Origin of the sequence: Roseomonas sp. CCTCC AB2023176, from assembly GCF_042259275.1 — a bacterium.
In the GTDB taxonomy this organism is placed as follows: Bacteria; Pseudomonadota; Alphaproteobacteria; order Acetobacterales; family Acetobacteraceae; genus Roseomonas.
In genome coordinates this window covers 4,584,448-4,601,328 of record NZ_CP170086.1, presented here as the reverse complement: position 1 = coordinate 4,601,328, position 16,881 = coordinate 4,584,448, and the positions used below count along the sequence as shown (strand labels likewise).

Below are 16,881 nucleotides of genomic sequence, written 5' to 3'. Positions count from 1 at the left end.
CGCCCTGACCTGCCCCGGCACCCGATCGGCGCGGCCTCCGCGGCCCGGGCCGCGACGCCGGAACGCTCCGCCCGCGCCGCTTGCGACCCGACGTCCTGCCCGTCCCGGTCCCCGCGACGCCCCCGGCCACGCGCCCAGCCGGCTCGCAGCACTCGGACCTAGGCGCCCCTGGCGAAGCCCCTGCGCAGGGCGCGCGGCCCGGCGACCCGCCACCCACCGAAGCTGGCGACACGCGAGACCGGAGGACGATAGTCTCCCCTGATGCGCCCCACCCGGCACGGGAGGAAACCGCCGTGACCCGGACCGCCGCCACCCGCCGATCCCTCGCCGCCCTCGCGGGCACGGCTCTCCTGCCCATGCCCGCCCTCGCCCAGGGCGGCACCTATCCGAACCGCCCCATCCGGCTCGTCGTCGCCTTCGCCGCCGGCGGCAATTCCGACACGATGGCCCGCCTCATCCAGCCCCGCATGGCCGCCGCCCTCGGCGGCACGATCGTCATCGACAACCGCGGCGGCGCCGCTGGCACCCTCGCTGCCGGCCAGGTCGCCCAGGCTCCAGCCGACGGCCACACCCTTCTCTTCGACGCGGCTTCCTTCCTGATCGCCCAGTTCATCCACCGCGACACGCCCTTCGACTACATCCGCGACTTCGCGCCCGCCGGCCTGGTCGCCGAGGCGCCCTACGTCGTCGCGACCTCCGCCGCCTCCCGCATCACCGACCTCCCCGGCCTGATCGCCGCCGCCCGGGCCGACCGCGACGGCTTGCCCTTCGGCTCCCCTGGCGTCGGCACCACGGGCCACCTCGCGGGAATCCTCCTCGCCCGCCGCGCCGGCGTGAAGCTGGAGCACGCCCCCTACCGCGGCGGGGCCGAGGTCGCCCGCGACCTCGCGGCCGGCACGCTCCAGGCCGGCATCATCACCGTGAACTCCATCCGGCCCGTTCTCGACAGCCGCCGCGCCGTCGCCGTGGCCGTGACCAGCGCCCGCCGCGGCGGCATCGAGGGCGTCCCCACCATCGCCGAGCAGGGCTTCCCCCGCTTCGACCAGACGAGCTGGAACGCGGTCTTCTGCCGCTCCGGCACGCCCGAGCCCATCCGCGCCCGCATCGCCGGGGCGATCGACGCCGCGACCTCTGACCCCGAGGTGAAGGCCCGCCTCGCCGGCATCGGCGCCGAGGCCCGCCCCGCCGACCCCGCCGGGCTTGCCGAGCGCATCACCCGCGAACGCGCCGAACTCGACACCCTGATCCGCGAGACCGGCATCAGCTTCAGCTGACGCTGCTGCGGTCCCAGACCCGTAGCGCACGGGCGACCTCCGCGCGGCCCGGCCCCCGTCCGCCACGCCGCCGCCCCGCGCGCGGCCCGATCGGCCAAACCCGAGCTGCCCCAGCGTCGCCCCCCGCACCCCAAGCCCCCGACTTGCCAAGGACCCGCTCCGGGCGCACCTCCACGGCATGACCGACGACGCCGCCCCCGCCGGCACCATCAAGGACAAGCTCGTCCGCACGAAGGAGCGCTGGGCCGAGGAAGGTCGCCTTCTCACCGGTACCCACGGCGACCCGGACCGCGACCGCCTCCCCCCTGGCCAGCGCCTCGTGAAGGACTGGCCCGTCCTCGACCTCGGCATCCAGCCAACGGTCCCCGAGGCCAAGGCCCGCCTCGACCTCGACGGCTTGGTTGAGACTCCACTCTCCCTCTCCTGGCAGGACCTCATGGCGGTCCCCCAGGAGACCCGCCGCAACGACATCCACTGCGTCACGCAGTGGTCGCGCTACGACAACTACTGGCGCGGCATCCCCGTCCGCACCCTCCTTCAGCGGGCCCGCCCGAAGCCCGAGGCCCGCTTCGTCGCGATGGAATCCCACGACGGCTACACGACGAACCTGCCGCTGGCCGACCTCGACCGCGACGAGAACCTCCTCGCCACGCACTGGGACGACAAGCCCCTCGAACGCGTCCATGGCGGCCCCCTCCGCCTCGTCGTCCCCCACCTCTATTTCTGGAAGAGCCCGAAATGGCTCCGCCGCATCACCCTGATCGCGGAGGACAAGCCCGGCTTCTGGGAAGTCCGCGGCTACCACCTGCGCGGCGACCCCTGGATGGAGGAACGCTACGGCTGATGGCGTGAGCGACACCCTCGTCGCCATCGGCGCCAACCTCCCCGGCGCCGATGGCTCCGCCCCCCTCGCCACCTGCCGCCGCGCCGCTGCCGCCCTTGACGGGATCCTCCCCGGCCTCCGCCTGATCGCCCTCTCCCGCTGGTGGGCGACGGAACCGGACCCCCCGACCCCCGCTCGCCCTGGTACGTGAACGGCGTCGCCCGCCTCCGCGGCCCCGCCGACCCCGCCCGCCTCCTCGCTGCCCTCCAGGCCCTCGAAGCCGGGGAGGGGAGGGACCGGCCCTACCCCAACGCCCCCCGCACGCTGGACCTCGACATCATCGCCATCGGCCGCACCGTCCGGTCTGCCTGCGATCCGATCCTCCCCCACCCGCGTTCCCATCTCCGCCGCTTCGTCCTGGAACCCCTGGCGGAAGTCTGGCCCGCGTGGCGCCACCCCGTGCTGGACACGCCTGCCCAGGCCCTCCTCGACGCGCTTCCGCCCGCGCCGATGCGCCCGATGCCCTGACGTTACCGAGCCTGACGCCATCAAGCCTTGTCGCTACCAAGCCCTGGCGTCCCGCCTCGACCCCGGCGATGGCTGAAAACCCCCCGTCAGCGCCGGCGCCGGGCCCCCCATGCCAGCCCAAGAGCGACCAGCCCCAGCAGCGGCGAGGCCAGGAGGGCCGCAACCGGCACCATACCCGCCATCTCGTCGAAGGCGTGCCGCCCCGCCGACGTCGCCAACCCCCAATACCCGAACGCAGCCAGTCCGAACGCCAGGACGAGGCAGAGGAGGGCGAGGCTGCGCATGCCCGCAGCCTGACGGGCCCGCCCACCTCCCCGCAAGCCACGGCCCAAGGCTTGCTTCGCCCGCCCGCCGTGGCTATCTGCGGGACTCCCCTGCGCACAGATTCCGGAGGCCTCCCATGGCCCGCGTCACGGTCGAAGACTGCATCCTCCAGGTCCCCAACCGGTTCGAGCTCGTCATGCTCGCGGCCCAGCGCGCCCGCGCCATCTCCCGCGGCGACGAGCTGACGATCGACCGCGACAACGACAAGAACCCCGTCGTCGCCCTGCGCGAGATCGCCGACCAGACCATCGACCTCGCCGAGGTGGAGCAGGACATCGTCAAGTCCCTCCTCCGCGCGCCGGAGCCGGAGCCCGTCGAGGAGGAGGTCATCGACCTCATCGCCACCGACGAGAACATCTTCGGCGTCATGGACGTGAACGAGGCCGAGGCGAACGAGGCCGGCATGTCCGTCGAGGACATGTCCGCCGAGGACCTGGAATCCGCGATCGCCGCCGAGCTCGGCGGCCGCCGCTGACGCCCGGCCGAACCGCCACAGGGGACGCGTGACCCAGTACCGCGCGTCCCCCCACCATCCCGGCCCCGCCTGGCTGCCGGAAGGCGTCTCCACGCGCCTCCCGGAGTCCGCGCTCACCGACCCCTTCGTCGATCCAGGCCCTGACGCCGGCCGCGAACTCGCCGCCCTCGTCGCCCTCTACGATCCCCGCACCGACGTCTCCGTCATCGAGCGGGCCTACGAGACTGCCGAACGCGCCCACCGCGACCAGAAGCGCGACAACGGCGATCCCTATATCGGCCACCCCCTCGCCGTCGCCCACATCCTCGCCGACTACCGCCTCGACGCCGCGACGATCGCGACCGCCCTCCTCCACGACACCGTCGAGGACACCGGCCTCACCCTCCCCGAACTGACGGCCCGCTTCGGCTCCACCGTCGCCAAGCTCGTCGACGGCGTCACGAAGCTGACGCGGCTGGAACTGCAGAGCGAGCGAACGAAACAGGCGGAAAACTTCCGCAAGCTCGTCCTCGCCATGTCCGAGGACATCCGCGTCCTCCTCGTCAAGCTCGCCGACCGCCTGCACAACATGCGGACGCTCCACTTCGTCCCGCAGGAACACCGCCGCCACCGCACGGCCCGCGAGACGATGGAGATCTACGCGCCCCTCGCCGAACGCATCGGCATGGACGCGCTGAAGGAGGAACTGCAGGTCCTCGCCTTCCGCGAACTGCAACCCGACGCCGCCCAGACCATCGCCGCCCGCCTCGCCTACCTGCGGGGCCAGGGCGCCGACCTCATCGCCGAGATCGCGCAGGACCTGCGCGCCGAACTCGCCGCCAACGACGTCCCCGTCCTCGACATCCAGGGACGCGAGAAGTCCTCCTTCTCCATCTGGATGAAGATGCGGGAGAAGAAGGTCGAGTTCGAGCAGCTGTCGGACATCATGGCCTTCCGCGTCGTCACCGACACCAAGGCCCACTGCTACGCCGCGCTCGGGGTCATCCACTCCGCCTATCGCGTCGTGCCCGGCCGCTTCAAGGACTACATCTCGACGCCCAAGCCCAACGGCTATCAGTCCGTCCACACCGGCGTTACCGTCCCCGCGCGGCACAACGCGAAGATCGAAGTCCAGATCCGCACGCCCGAGATGCACGAGGTCGCGGAATACGGCGTCGCCGCGCACTGGATCTACAAGACGGGACCCGAGGGCGCCGTCGAGCCCGGCCGCGACCGCAAGCGCTACCCTTGGGTGAAGGCCCTCCTCGACATCCTAGAAAACGCCGGCGAGGCGCAGGACTTCCTGGAAAACACCAAGCTCGAACTCCACCAGGACCAGGTCTTCTGCTTCACCCCGAAGGGCGACCTGATCGCGCTGCCGAAGGGCGCGACCCCCGTGGACTTCGCCTACCAGGTCCATTCCCAGGTCGGCGACAACACCGTCGGCGCGAAGATCAACGGCCGCATCGTCCCCCTTCGCCATCAGCTGGAGAACGGCGACCAGGTCGAGATCATCACGGCCCGCGGCGGCACGCCCAACCCGCAATGGGAACGCTTCGTCGTCACGGGCAAGGCCCGCGCCCGCATCCGCCGCTTCGTCCTGGCCCGCCAGCGCGACGAGGCGCGGGAGAACGGCCGCCAGGCCATCTCCCGCGCCTTCCGCCAGGAAGGCGTGGACTTCTCGGAAAAGGCGGTGGAACCCGCCCTCAAGACCCTCAAGCAGCAGACCTACGAGGACCTGCTCGTCGCCGTGGGCAACGGCTTCGTCACGGCGAAGGACGTCCTCCACGCCGTCTACCCCGAACTGCGCAGCCCTCCGCGCCCATCCGCCTTCGACGCGCTCCCGCTCACCCGCGCCCGCGGCAAGCCTGGCTCCACGACGCTGCCCAGCCGCACGGGGAAGGGAAGGGACGTCGCCCATGGCATCACCGGCCTCGTCGCCGGCACGCCCGTGAACTTCGCGGGCTGCTGCCACCCCGTCCCCGGCGACTCGATCGTCGGCATCGTCTCCACCGGCCGCGGCGTGACGATCCACAAGCAAGGCTGCCAGACGCTCGAAGCCTTCGCCGCCACCCCCGAACGCTTCATGGACGTGGACTGGGACGCCCAGCCCGGCGCCGCCGGCGAACACGTCGCGCGCCTCCACGTCGTCATGACGCGGGAGGACATGGCGGTGCCCAACCTCACGACCGCCATCGCGAAGCAGGACGCGAAGATCCAGTCCCTTCGCTTCATGCATCGCGCGACCGACTACTCCGAACTGAACGTGGACGTGGAGGTCCGCGACCTTCCCCACCTGTCCAACGTCATCGCGGCGCTGCGCGCCTGCTCCGGCATCGAGCAGGTCGAACGCGCGCGGGCCTGACCTCCCCGTGCTATCGTGGCCTTAGCCATCCTGACCTTGGAAGCGAGCGCGCCATGCCCCGGATCGCCCTGAATACCGAAGCCGGACAGGTCTCCGCCGGGCTCGCCCGCCGCGGCATCGCCCCGCGCCCGCGCGTGCAGGTCGTCGCCGAGGTCGAAGCCGCGCGGGACGACATCCCAATGGCAGCACTGGCCGAAGCGGGCCGCGCCTCCGACTGGCTCGCCGAAGAACCTGACCTCTACACCGATGCCGACCTGCGCCGCCCCGACCACCGGCCCGGCTAGGTGTTCCCCTCCGGCACGATCTTCCTGACCCGGTTCCCCTTCACCGATCTTTCCGGCGACAAGCGGCGGCCCGCCCTCGTCGCCTCGCGCGACAATGACCGCCGCGCCGACCTCGTCGTCCGCTTCGTCACCTCGGTGCCGCGTTCCGGCCCCGACATCGCACCGATCGACCCCACGCCGGGCACCGGCCTAAAGGTCCGGTCGGTCGTTCGCTTCGACAGGATCGCGACCCTCGACCGCTCCGTTGTCGCTGGCGCCCTCGCCACCGCGCCGCCCGACTGGCTCGCCGCGAGTGCCAGGAACTTCTTCGACGTCTTCGGCCTCACGCCACCGGCCACTGCTCTCGCGTGACGCACCACGCCCCGACGCGTTCGCCCCCGGACGGAGCGCACCACTCCCCATGATCCTCGGCATCGGCAACGACATCGTGGACATCCGCCGCATCGAGCGCACGATGGAGCGCCACGGCGACCGTTTCCTCACCCGTGTCTTCACGGACATCGAGCGCGCCAAGGCCGAACGCCGCACGGAAAGGATCCGCGCCGGCACCTACGCCAAGCGCTTCGCCGCGAAGGAGGCCGCGTCCAAGGCCCTCGGCACCGGGTTCAGCGCCGGCGTCTTCCTCCGCGACCTCGGCGTCGTGAACCTCGCCTCCGGCCAGCCGACGATGCGCATGACAGGGGGCGCCGCCGCCCGCCTCGCCCACCTCACGCCGCCCGGCCACGAGGCCCGAGTCCACCTGACCATGACCGACGAATACCCCTATGCCGAGTCCTTCGTGATCATCGAGGCCATCCCCAAGCCCGCGGCCTGACCCCCGCGCATCCCCGCCGCGCGCTCCTCCAACTCTCGCGCCCCACCGGCTTCCGGCAGGGCAGGGGACAGCCACCGCGAGCCTCATCCCCGTTTTCCACACCCCCGGCACAGCTTATCCACAGAACGAATCGTTCACTTTTCGTTCGCGTCCCCCTACCTTCCCTGCATGCCGACCGACACCCACGCCCCCCCGCCGGACCTCGACTTCCCGGCCGCCCGGTCCGCCGCCAGCACCTACCGCGCCGCCCTCTCGCGCGGCGTCCCCGAAGCCCAGGCCTGGGACGAAGCCACCACCCTCTTCGCCCTCCACCACCCCGCCTGGCCCCTCCCGCTCGCCGAGCGCGAGGCCGCCCGCACCGTCGGCGCCCTCATCGCCCTCTCCCGCGCCCTCCCCGCACGCCCGACCGTCACCCCGCCGCTTCCGCTCCTCCGCCGCCTCGCCGCCCCCGAGATCCCCACCCCCGAGATCCCCGCTCCCGACCCGACGCCCGCCCCGCCCCCGCCGCGCCTCCGGACCCCGCCCGCCGAGACCCGCCTCGTCCCCCCGCGCCCTCTCTCCCCGCACCTCCTCGCCCGCCCACCTTTCCTCCCTCCGATCCCCCCCGTCGCGTTCCGGGGCGCCGCCCCGTGCTGATCCTCCGCCCCTCGCCGCCGGGCCCGCTCCGTGCCGACGCGGCCAGGACCGAACTGCTCCACCTCTGGGAAGGCCTGGACCGAGAGGGCCGCCGCCTCCTCCTCGCCCACGCCCGCGCCGTCGCCGACCACCACGCCCGGCGCACGCCGCCCCCCGCATCCGAGGCGCAGCCACAAGCGCCGAACTAGCTCTATTTTCCTTGATTCCTAGCTTTTACTTCCTCTACAACGGCCTCTGCATGACGGAGGACCGCGCCCATGCCCGCCATCCCCCTCCGCCCCGCGGGCGCTCCCTTCACCCCACCCCGCCCCTGGTCCCCCCTCTCCGACACCGAATGGGGCGCCCTCCTGCCCTACGTCTGGCGCCGCGCCCCGCAAGGCCGGCAGGTCGGCGACCTCCGGGCGCGGATGGACGCGATCTTCCACATGGCCTGCCGCGGCTATGGCATCCCCTGGCGCGAGGTCCCCGACGTCTACGGCAAGCCCGACACCGTCTCCCGCTTCTTCCGCCGCCTCACCCATGGCGGCCTCTGGCACGCCCTCCTCGAGAGCCTCGCCTGGCCCGAACTCTCACCGGATCACCCGCTCCGCCGCATCGAGCACTTCATCGTCCGCGCCTGCCGCCGCGCCGCGCGTCTCGGAGGCTTGCGTCTCTTGTTCCTGATCAAGCGCCTCGGCCTGCAATCCGCCCTCCCGGGCCCCTACTGGCTCCTCCCCGACCAGCTTTTGTCCGAAGCCGTGCGAACGATGGGAATGGCGTTCGGCAAGGACTGGCAGCAACGCCCCGGCGAGCGCGACCGCGACTGGCGCGCCCGCCTCCGCGACACGATCACCACCCTCAAGCGCCTCCACCGCATGGCCGCGGGACGCCGCACCATCCACCCGTCGCTCCGCCGGAACTGGCCGTGACCCCGGCGCGAGCCTGCGGATCGAACCCCGCTTCCCGGCGCGACCCCGGTCGCGGCCCGTGCCGCGCACGCCGCTCCCCGCCTGCCTCCCGCGCACGAACCAACCCGCAGACCGGCACTCGCGCTCGTCGCGCACGGCCCGACCGGACACGGACGTGCCCGCCCGCTACGCCTTGACGCCCACCCCACCCTGCGGGACCCCTTCCACCTCGCGCAGGAAGGACCACGCCGAATGACCGCCCAGGGCCCCGAAGCCGCCATCACCGCCTGGCTCGCCACCCAGCACGACGCGATGCTCGCGGAGCTGGAGCGCATGGTGAACACCGACGGCGGCTCCTACGACAAGGAAGGCGTGGACAAGGTCGGCGCCCAGGTCCGCGAATTCATGACCCGCCACGGCATCCCCGTGGAGACCATCCCCGGCGACCGCTTCGGCGACTGCCTCCGCGCCACCGTCGAAGGCGGCGACCCCACCGCCAACAGCGGCAACAACCGCCAGAACATCGTCCTCATGGGCCATCGCGACACGGTCTTCCCCAAGGGCGAACCGGACCGACGTCCCTTCACCATCAAGGACGGCATCGCCAGCGGCCCCGGCGTCTGCGACATGAAGGCCGGCCTCGTCCTGAACATGTTCATCCTCGCCGCCTTCGCGAAGCACGGCGGCGCCCCCGGCCCCCTCGTCGGCCTCTTCACCGGCGACGAGGAGATCGGCTCCCCCGAAGGCCGCCCCGTGATCGAGGCGGAAGCCCGCCGCGCCCGCGTCGTATTCAACTCGGAACCCGGCCGCCCGAGCGGGGCCGTCGTCACGGGCCGCAAGGGCGGCGTCTTCATGGTCGTCGAGATCGAGGGACGCGCCGCCCATTCCGGCGGCAACTTTGAAGCGGGCATCAGCGCCATCGGCGAACTCGCCCAGAAGATCGTCGCGGTGCACGCGCTGACCGACCTCTCCCGCGGCATCACCCTCAACGTCGGCCTCGTCTCCGGCGGCCAGAGCGTCAACACCGTCGCCCCGTCCGGCCAGATGCAGATCGATTTCCGCTACGTCACGCCGGAAGACCGCGACGAGATCATGGGCAAGATCCACGAGATCGTCGGAAAATCCTTCGTCCCCGGCACACGCGCCGCGATGACCATCCGCGGCGAGTTCCTCCCCCTCACGCAGTCGCCGTCATCCGCCAAGCTCTTCGAAGCCTACGTCGCCGCCGCCGCCGACAGCGGCCTGACGGTCACCGGCGAGTTCGCCGGCGGCTGCGCCGACAGCGGCTTCACCGCCGCCGTCGGCGCCCCCACGATCTGCGCCGTCGGTCCCGTCGGCGGGAAGGCGCACTCGCCGGAGGAATACCTGGACGTCGCCACGATGGTCCCGCGCGCCCAGGCCATGGCCCGCGCCATCCTCCGCCTCGACCAGTCCGGCCTGTGAGCGCAGCCACCACCACCCTGCACTGGCAGCAAGCCCCCGGCCGCCTGCCGCCGGGCCTCCGCGCCTACGCGATCGGCGACGTCCACGGCTGCGCGACCCGCCTCCGCACCCTGCACGCCATGATCTCCGAGGACGCGACCGCCCGCCCCACGCCGGACGCGGTCGTCATCCACCTCGGCGACTACATCGACAAGGGTGAGGATCCCGCCGCCGCGATCGACGTCCTCCTCACCCCCCGCCACGGCCTGAAGCAAATCGCGCTGCGCGGCAACCACGAACAACTCCTGCTCGACAGCATCGCCGGCGAAGGCGCCGCCCTGATGGACTTTCTCGCATGGGGCGGCCGAACCACCCTCCGCTCCTACGCCATCCCCGACGACGCCGCGCCCGACACGTGGCCCGCCCGCATCCCCGCCGCGCACCTGACCTTCCTGCGCGCGCTCCCGCTCACCCACCGCCTCGGCGACACCCTCTTCGTCCACGCCGGCATCCGCCCCGGCGTGCCGCTGGAACGTCAGGACCCCGACGACCTCCTGGGCATCCGCGGCACCTTCCTGCACGACGAGCGCGACCACGGCTTCGGCGTCATCCACGGCCACACCGCCTTCCCCGAGCCGCAGCTCCGCCCCAACCGCCTGGGCCTCGACACCGCCGCCTGGTCCGGCGGCCCGCTCACCTGCGCCGTGCTGGAGGACGGTCGCGTGTCCTTCCTCACCGCATGACCTACGCCGCCCGCTCGGCCCGCGTCGCTTCCAGGTCATCTTCCACGAACCCGCGCAGGATCACGTCCAGCCCCGGCGTCTCCGAAAATCCCAGTCGCCGCGCCCGCTCCGCCGTGAAGGCCGCCGGCCACCCCGACACGATCGCCTCGATCGCCGGGTCGGGCTGCGGCCGCACCAGGCCCCGCGCGTTCCCCGGCAGCGCCGCGAGCATCTCCGCGACCGTCACCCGCCGTCCCGGCGGATTGACCCCGCGATCCAGCCCCAGCGCCGCCGTTTCCATCGTCGCCGCATGCACGAACCACTCGACCGCGACCCGCGGCGAGCACACCCAGACCCCGAACTCCTCGCCCACCGGATACGTCGTCTCCAGCCCCAGCAGCGGCTCCCGCAGGATCGCCGACACGAAGGAGGACGCCGCCTTGTTCGGCCGCCCCGGACGCACGATCACCGTCGGCAGCCGGATGCACACCGCATCCAGGAACCCCTTCCGCGTCGCGTCCGCCAGCAGCATCTCACCCATCGCCTTCTGCGCGCCGTACGAATTCGCCGGCACCTGCCGCGCGTCATCTGCCAGCACCGCCTCCTGCCCGCCGGAGAAGGACGCGACGGAGGACGTGAACACCACCCGGGGCGCCGCCGGGAGCGCCCGGCACCGCTCCACCAGCGCCCGCGTCCCGTCCAGGTTCACCCGCATCCCCAGGTCGAAATCCGCCTCCGCCGCTGCCGACACCACGGCCGCCAGGTGGAACACCACCGACGTCTTCTCCGGCACCGCCTCGCTCATCGCAGAGGCGTCCGACACGTCCCCGCCGACGCACCGCACCGGGAACCCCGCGCCCTCCGGCGCCGCCGGCGGCGAGAGATCGAACAGCGTCAACTCCTCCACCGGCTTGCCGCCCAGCGCTCCATCCGCCGCAAGCCGCGCCGCCAGTTTCCGGCCGAGGAACCCGCCCCCGCCGAGGATCGTCACCTTCATCGCGCCCTCCCGCACCCCCGCCACCATGCCCCCCGCCGCGCCCGCCTTCCAGGCCACAGCCCGCCTGCGGCCCGTACCCGCCGACGTGAGCCCAGCGCATGACGCGCTCCGCCGCACGCGCGACGCCCGCGGCGCCCGTTATCTTGTCCGCCAGGCCGTCGCCGCGCGCAGGGCCGGCCACCCGATCGGCCGGGCTGCCGCCCCGACCAGGGGCCAGGATCCGGTCCGCCGCTCGGGCGATGCACGAGCGCGCCGGTGCCAGCTTGGCCCGGCCGGCGTCCGCCGCCCGCACCCGCCCAACCGACCCAGTCTCGCGGGGAGGGCGCGATGAGCCAGCCGCCCTTCCGCCTCCTCCCGAACCCCCGCCACGGCACACCCGGCATCGTCGTGCTGCCCGAAGGCGGTTACCGCCGGGCACGCGAGGCCATCACCGCCTGGCCCGGCTACACCCCGACCCCGCTGCACGATCTCCCCGACATCGCCGCCGCCCTCGGTCTCGGCGCCGTTCACCTCAAGGACGAGTCGCTGCGCTTCGGGCTGGGCTCCTTCAAGGCGCTCGGCGGTGCCTACGCCGTGGCCCGCGTCATCGCCGCCGAACTCGCCCGCCTCGGCATCGCCCGCGCCGCCACCGCGGCCGACCTGGAGTCCGGGCGCCACGCCGAGACCACCCGCGCGATCACCGTGACCTGCGCCACCGACGGCAACCACGGCCGCTCGGTCGCCTGGGGTGCGGGCCGCTTCGGCGCGCGCTGCGTCATCTTCGTCCATCCCGGCGTCACGCAGGGCCGCCGCGACGCCATGGCCCGCTTCGGCGCCGAGGTCCGGGAGGTTCCCGGCAACTACGACGACAGCGTCCGCGCCTGCGCTCGCGTCGCCGAGGAGCAGGGCTGGCACGTCGTCTCCGACACGTCCTGGCCCGGCTACACCGAAGTCCCGCGCGACGTCATGCAGGGCTACCGCCTGATGGCCGAGGAAGCGCTTGACGCGCTCCGCGCCCCGCCGACCCATTGCTTCATCCAGGCTGGCGTCGGCGGCGTGGCGGCCGCGGTCTCCGTCGCCCTCCGCGCCCGCTACGGCCGTACCGTCCGCCTGGTCGTCGTCGAACCCGACCGCGCGGCCTGCCTCCTAGCCAGCGCCGAGGCCGGCGCCCCGACCGTCGTCGCCGGTGGCCTCGACACGCTGATGGCCGGCCTTGCCTGCGGGGAGCCATCCCTCCTCGCCTGGCAGGAACTGGAACGCGCCGCCTTCGCCTTCGCCGCGATCGCGGACGAGGCCGCCATCGCCGCCATGCGCCGGCTCGCGCGGCACGACCCGCCCGTGGTCTCCGGCGAGAGCGGGGCCGCCGGCCTCGCCGCCCTCACCCTCGTCGCACGGGACGAAGCGGCGAGGGCTGCCCTCGCCCTCGGCCCTGAGAGCCGCGTCCTTCTCCTCTCGACGGAGGGCGCGACGGATCCCGACCTCTACGACCGCCTCGTGAAGGTCGGCCCCGTTGACATGGAGGCCCCGTAATCCCTTCTCCCAAGACAACGACAAAATCCGGGAGACGTCCGATGATCCTTCGCCGACCCTTGCTCGCCGGCCTCGCCGCCGCGCCCGTCGCCGCCCCTGCCGTCCTCCGCGCCCAGGAGGCCTGGCCGAGCCAACCCGTCCGCCTCGTCGTGCCCTTCGCGGCCGGCGGCCCGACCGACATTCCGGCCCGCCTGATCGCGGAGGAACTGTCGAAGATCCTGCCCAACCGCGTCATCGTCGAGAACCGCACGGGCTCCGGCGTGGTCGTCGGAACCGACCTCGTGGCCAAGGCCCCGAAGGATGGGCTCACGTTGCTCTACTCGACGATCGCCCACGCGGTGACGCGGGTCCTCTTCGCGCGGCTGCCCTTCGACCCCGTCGGCGACTTCACGCCGATCGCGCTGGCGGGACAGGTGCCGATGATCCTGATGGTCAACAAGGACCTGCCGGTGCGCAGCCTCGGGGACCTCGTCCGGATGCTCCGGGAGAATCCGGGGAAGTACGACTATGCGTCCTCCGGCAATGGCGGGGCGGTCCATCTGGCGAGCGAACTCTTCCTGAACCGCGCCGGCGGGCTGCGGGTGAACCACGTGCCGTACCGGGGCTCGGCGGCCGCGATGCCGGACGTGCTCTCTGGCCGGGTGCCGATGATCCTCGACGTCGCGGCCGGCGCTATCCCCTACATCCAGCGCGGCGACATGCGGGCGCTGGCGATCAGCACGCGCCAGCGTTCCCCCATCGCCCCGGACCTGCCGACCTTCATCGAGGCGGGAGTGCCGGACTACGAGGCCTATACCTGGCACATGTTCTTCGCCCCCGCCGGCACGCCCGCGCCGATCGTGCAGGCCTGCAACGCCGCCGTGAACCGCGTGATGGCGATGGAGGGCGTGAAGCGGCGCCTCACCGACCTCACGATGGACACCCGTTCCGACACGACGCCGGAGACGGCCAAGGCCTTCCTCGACGCCGAGATCGCGAAGTGGGAGCCGATCGTCCGCGCCGCCAACATCCGGCCGGAGTGACGCGGAGCGCGCGCCCGGCCCGGCCGGGGCGTGAAGCGAAGGGCGGGGGCTGCGCGTTGACAAGGAGAGGGCGCCGATCCTTCTGGCGCCACCGCGAGTCCGGGCCGTCCTTCCGGCGGCCCGAACGCGCCCCGCTAACCCTTTCTTGGCCGAGCGCGGGGTTATGGGGAGCAAGCCCCCTGACCCGGCCAGACGCCACGGAGTTGCCGCCCCGATGATCCTTCGCCGTCCCCTGCTCGCCGCGCTATCGGCCGCCCCGCTCGCCGCCCCGGGCATCCTGCGGGCGCAGGGCACCTGGCCGAGCCAGCCCGTGCGCCTCGTCGTTCCGTTCGCGGCGGGCGGGCCGACGGATGTCCCGGCACGCCTGATCGCGGACGAGCTGTCGAAGATCCTGCCGCAGCGCGTCATCGTGGAGAACCGTACGGGCGCCGGCGTCATCGTCGGCTCCGACCTCGTCGCGAAGGCGCCGAAGGACGGGGGCACGCTGCTCTACACGACCATCGCTCATTCGGCGCTGCGGGCGATGTTCAACCGGCTTCCCTTCGATCCGGTGGCGGACTTCCAGCCGGTGGTCCTGGCCGGCGTCATCCCGATGCTGATGATGGTGAACAAGGACCTGCCGGTGAACTCGCTGCAGGACCTGACGAACCTGCTGCGGCAGAACCCGGGGAAGTACGACTACGGCTCCTCGGGCAATGGAGCGGCGCTGCACCTGGCGATGGAACTGTACCTGCGGCAGGCGGGCGGGCTTCGCGCGAACCACGTGCCCTATCGCGGCTCGGCTCAGGCGATGCCGGACCTGCTGAACGGCACGCTCGCGATGATGCTGGACGTCGCGAATTCCGCGCTGCCCTTCGTCCAGCGTGGGGAGGTGAAGGGGCTGGCCGTGTCGGCGAGCCGCCGCCTGGCGCAGGTGCCGAACGTCCCGACCTTCCAGGAGGGCGGCGTCGCGGACTACGAAGCCTATACGTGGCACATGATCTTCGCCCCGACCGGCACGCCAACGCCGATCGTGACTGCGGTGAACGCGGCGGTGAACCGCGTGATGGCGATGGAGAGCGTGAAGCAGCGGCTCTCCGACCTCACGATGGAAACGCGGTCCGACACGACGCCGGAGACGGCGCGCACCTTCCTCGAGGGCGAGTTGGGCAAGTGGGAGCCGATCATCCGCGCGGCAGGCATCCGCGCGGACTGATCGCCGGGCGTCAGGGGCGCGCGAACCGCGCCCCTGGCGCGAAATCGGTCGCGGTGCTGCCGGCGCGGGCGAGGCGGATCAGTCCGGCGAGGAACAGGATGACGGCCGCGAGCCACAGCAGGGCACCGACCACGGCCACGTGCATCGTCACGCCGGTGACGGACAGCGCGATGCCGACGGGAAAGCACACCGCCCCCGTGGCCGCGGTCGCGAAGTGGACGGACGCCAGGCGCGAGGCGGAGAGGACGGGGTACACACGGTAGGTCAGCCCGAAGAGGGCGAGCGACGTCCAGCCCAGCAGGTTCAGGTGCGCGTGCGCCGGGGCGAGGGTGAAGTCGTGCGTCAGCCCCATCCAGATGCCCATGCAGACGCCGACGAGCAGCGTCGTCGCAGCGAGGAGCAGGAAGGGAAGGTCGTACCGGCGCATCGGTCGGCCCTCCCTCACGCTGCTTCGGTCAGCGCGGGGCGTGCTGCGGCGCGGGCGGCGCCGACGTAGCCGCGCCAGCCCGCATAGGCGGCGTCGTAACCCGGGCGCTCCTTCATGCGGGCGACCCAGGCCTGGACGCGCGGATAGGGCGACAGGTCGAAGGCGCCGAGTTCGCCGAGGGTCACGTAGGAGAAGCCGAGGTAGTCGGCGACCGTCACGGCGTGACCGCAGACAAAGGCGCCGTCCGCCAACATGTGGCGGTCGAGCACAGCGAGGTACTTGGCGGAGAGATCCTGGCCCAGACGCTCGAGGTCCGCATGCGTCGCGGGGTTCATCGCGCGCAGGGCCGGGAGCATGCCGCGATAGGCGAGGAAGGCGCAGTAGCCGAGGTGAAAGCCCGTGCCGAACCAGTCCATCGCCTCGTCCACCCGGGCGCGCGCGCGTGGGTCGGCCGGATAGGTTGCCGGCGCGTGGGTCGTGCCGAGGTAGCGCAGGATCGCCGTGCTCTGGGTCAGGCGGAAGGTGCCGTCCTCGAGCACCGGGACCTGGGCATTGGGGTTGAGGCGCGTGAAGGCCGGGGCGTGCTGGTCGCCGGCGTGGATGCTGACGACCTCCTCCTCGAAGGCGATGGTGGCATCGTGGAGGAAGAAGGTGACGCTCCGTGAGGAGGTCGAGATGGGGTCGTGGTAGAGCTTCATGACGGGTTCCCTCCGGCCGTGTGCTGGCCTTGAGGCGGGGTTAGCCGGGACCGTGCGCCGGTGACCAACCCCGAGGTTGCGGAGGGGTTCTGCGAAAATGCAGAATCCCTGCGATGTTCAACTGGAACGACCTGCGCACCTTCCTGGCGGTGGCCCGCACGGGCACCACGCTGGCGGCGAGCCGCCACCTTTCGGTCAGCCAGAGCACGGTGTCCCGCCGTATCGCCGCGCTGGAGGAGGCACTGGGCCTCACGCTCTTCGAAAAGCGCCCGGCCGGCTACGCGTTGACCGAGGCGGGGTCCGAGCTGGTGGAGAGCGCGCAGGGCGTCGAGGCCGCAGCCCGACTGTTTGCCAGCCGCGCTTCGGCCCTGGCGCGAGGGCTGACCGGGACGGTGCGGCTGACGACGAACGAACTGTTCGCGACGGCCTTCCTGATGGCCGCCATGCGCGACTTCCGCGCGGCCTATCCGGGGATCCGACTGGAGATCGTGACGAGCGAC

Annotated in this window: 21 protein-coding genes and 1 pseudogene; 18 read left to right on the top strand and 4 right to left on the bottom strand. The window is 72.3% G+C overall.

What is annotated here, in order from left to right:
• The first annotated feature begins 293 nt into the window (after positions 1-293).
• The 4 genes from ACE7GA_RS23055 (at position 294) to folK (ending at position 2,625) form a co-directional block, all read left to right on the top strand.
• Positions 294-1,274 carry a Bug family tripartite tricarboxylate transporter substrate binding protein gene (locus ACE7GA_RS23055; RefSeq protein ID WP_376092148.1) on the top strand — a complete coding sequence of 327 codons (981 nt, stop codon included), beginning with the start codon at positions 294-296 and terminating at the stop codon, positions 1,272-1,274.
• A 178-nt stretch (positions 1,275-1,452) separates the two neighbouring features.
• Entirely contained in the window at positions 1,453-2,118 is a 666-nt protein-coding gene (locus ACE7GA_RS23050; protein ID WP_376092145.1) for a sulfite oxidase-like oxidoreductase, read from the top strand.
• 4 nt (positions 2,119-2,122) lie between these two features.
• Positions 2,123-2,308 carry a hypothetical protein gene (locus ACE7GA_RS23045; protein WP_376092142.1) on the top strand — a complete coding sequence of 62 codons (186 nt, stop codon included), beginning with the start codon at positions 2,123-2,125 and terminating at the stop codon, positions 2,306-2,308.
• Positions 2,305-2,625: a 2-amino-4-hydroxy-6-hydroxymethyldihydropteridine diphosphokinase gene (gene folK / locus ACE7GA_RS23040; RefSeq protein WP_376092139.1), complete on the top strand. Its 321-nt coding sequence runs from the start codon at positions 2,305-2,307 to the stop codon at positions 2,623-2,625. The genes ACE7GA_RS23045 and folK overlap by 4 nt, the downstream gene beginning before the upstream one ends.
• 86 nt (positions 2,626-2,711) lie before the next feature.
• On the opposite strand, the gene ACE7GA_RS23035 is transcribed toward folK, so the two are convergent.
• Positions 2,712-2,909: a hypothetical protein gene (locus ACE7GA_RS23035; RefSeq protein ID WP_376092136.1), complete on the bottom strand. Its 198-nt coding sequence runs from the start codon at positions 2,907-2,909 to the stop codon at positions 2,712-2,714.
• 116 nt (positions 2,910-3,025) lie between these two features.
• Here ACE7GA_RS23035 and rpoZ point away from each other — a divergent pair, with 116 nt between their 5' ends.
• The 10 genes from rpoZ (at position 3,026) to ACE7GA_RS22985 (ending at position 10,554) form a co-directional block, all read left to right on the top strand.
• The gene (gene rpoZ / locus ACE7GA_RS23030) at positions 3,026-3,424 is read left to right on the top strand and encodes a DNA-directed RNA polymerase subunit omega (RefSeq protein ID WP_376092133.1); all 399 of its coding nucleotides are present in this window, start codon (positions 3,026-3,028) and stop codon (positions 3,422-3,424) included.
• A 28-nt stretch (positions 3,425-3,452) separates the two neighbouring features.
• Complete coding sequence (locus ACE7GA_RS23025; RefSeq protein ID WP_376092130.1) at positions 3,453-5,768, top strand: RelA/SpoT family protein; 2,316 nt, start codon at positions 3,453-3,455, stop codon at positions 5,766-5,768.
• A 53-nt stretch (positions 5,769-5,821) separates the two neighbouring features.
• Positions 5,822-6,052, top strand: a complete 231-nt coding sequence (locus ACE7GA_RS23020; RefSeq protein WP_376092127.1) for a hypothetical protein — start codon at positions 5,822-5,824, stop codon at positions 6,050-6,052.
• Positions 6,053-6,403, top strand: a complete 351-nt coding sequence (locus ACE7GA_RS23015; RefSeq protein WP_376092124.1) for a type II toxin-antitoxin system PemK/MazF family toxin — start codon at positions 6,053-6,055, stop codon at positions 6,401-6,403.
• A gap of 49 nt (positions 6,404-6,452) precedes the next feature.
• Entirely contained in the window at positions 6,453-6,866 is a 414-nt protein-coding gene (gene acpS / locus ACE7GA_RS23010) for a holo-ACP synthase (RefSeq protein ID WP_376092122.1), read from the top strand.
• A 168-nt stretch (positions 6,867-7,034) separates the two neighbouring features.
• Positions 7,035-7,502 (top strand): hypothetical protein, encoded by a 468-nt coding sequence (locus ACE7GA_RS23005; protein WP_376092119.1) that lies wholly within the window; start codon positions 7,035-7,037, stop codon positions 7,500-7,502.
• Positions 7,496-7,690 carry a hypothetical protein gene (locus ACE7GA_RS23000; RefSeq protein ID WP_376092116.1) on the top strand — a complete coding sequence of 65 codons (195 nt, stop codon included), beginning with the start codon at positions 7,496-7,498 and terminating at the stop codon, positions 7,688-7,690. The genes ACE7GA_RS23005 and ACE7GA_RS23000 overlap by 7 nt, the downstream gene beginning before the upstream one ends.
• Positions 7,691-7,759: 69 nt before the next feature.
• Positions 7,760-8,410: a transposase gene (locus tag ACE7GA_RS22995; RefSeq protein ID WP_376092113.1), complete on the top strand. Its 651-nt coding sequence runs from the start codon at positions 7,760-7,762 to the stop codon at positions 8,408-8,410.
• A gap of 231 nt (positions 8,411-8,641) precedes the next feature.
• Positions 8,642-9,832, top strand: a complete 1,191-nt coding sequence (locus ACE7GA_RS22990; RefSeq protein WP_376092110.1) for a M20 family metallopeptidase — start codon at positions 8,642-8,644, stop codon at positions 9,830-9,832.
• Complete coding sequence (locus ACE7GA_RS22985; RefSeq protein WP_376092107.1) at positions 9,829-10,554, top strand: metallophosphoesterase family protein; 726 nt, start codon at positions 9,829-9,831, stop codon at positions 10,552-10,554. Before ACE7GA_RS22990 ends, ACE7GA_RS22985 begins: the two co-directional genes overlap by 4 nt.
• Position 10,555: 1 nt before the next feature.
• Here ACE7GA_RS22985 and denD read toward each other — a convergent pair whose 3' ends face one another.
• Entirely contained in the window at positions 10,556-11,587 is a 1,032-nt protein-coding gene (gene denD / locus ACE7GA_RS22980; protein ID WP_376092104.1) for a D-erythronate dehydrogenase, read from the bottom strand.
• 270 nt (positions 11,588-11,857) lie between these two features.
• Here denD and ACE7GA_RS22975 point away from each other — a divergent pair, with 270 nt between their 5' ends.
• The 3 genes from ACE7GA_RS22975 (at position 11,858) to ACE7GA_RS22965 (ending at position 15,256) form a co-directional block, all read left to right on the top strand.
• Complete coding sequence (locus ACE7GA_RS22975; RefSeq protein ID WP_376092101.1) at positions 11,858-13,039, top strand: diaminopropionate ammonia-lyase; 1,182 nt, start codon at positions 11,858-11,860, stop codon at positions 13,037-13,039.
• A 41-nt stretch (positions 13,040-13,080) separates the two neighbouring features.
• Positions 13,081-14,061 carry a tripartite tricarboxylate transporter substrate binding protein gene (locus tag ACE7GA_RS22970; protein ID WP_376092098.1) on the top strand — a complete coding sequence of 327 codons (981 nt, stop codon included), beginning with the start codon at positions 13,081-13,083 and terminating at the stop codon, positions 14,059-14,061.
• A 214-nt stretch (positions 14,062-14,275) separates the two neighbouring features.
• On the top strand, positions 14,276-15,256 hold the full coding sequence (locus ACE7GA_RS22965; RefSeq protein WP_376092095.1) for a Bug family tripartite tricarboxylate transporter substrate binding protein: 981 nt from the start codon (positions 14,276-14,278) through the stop codon (positions 15,254-15,256).
• A gap of 10 nt (positions 15,257-15,266) precedes the next feature.
• On the opposite strand, the gene ACE7GA_RS22960 is transcribed toward ACE7GA_RS22965, so the two are convergent.
• Together ACE7GA_RS22960 and ACE7GA_RS22955 are read right to left on the bottom strand one after the other, a co-directional pair.
• The gene (locus ACE7GA_RS22960) at positions 15,267-15,683 is read right to left on the bottom strand and encodes a hypothetical protein (protein WP_376092092.1); all 417 of its coding nucleotides are present in this window, start codon (positions 15,681-15,683) and stop codon (positions 15,267-15,269) included.
• 14 nt (positions 15,684-15,697) lie between these two features.
• Positions 15,698-16,381, bottom strand: a complete 684-nt coding sequence (locus ACE7GA_RS22955) for a glutathione S-transferase family protein (RefSeq protein WP_376092089.1) — start codon at positions 16,379-16,381, stop codon at positions 15,698-15,700.
• Positions 16,382-16,494: 113 nt separating this feature from the next.
• Between ACE7GA_RS22955 and ACE7GA_RS22950 the strand changes: the two are divergent.
• Positions 16,495-16,875, top strand: a pseudogene (locus tag ACE7GA_RS22950) (LysR family transcriptional regulator); the annotation flags it as partial.
• Positions 16,876-16,881 lie beyond the last annotated feature (6 nt).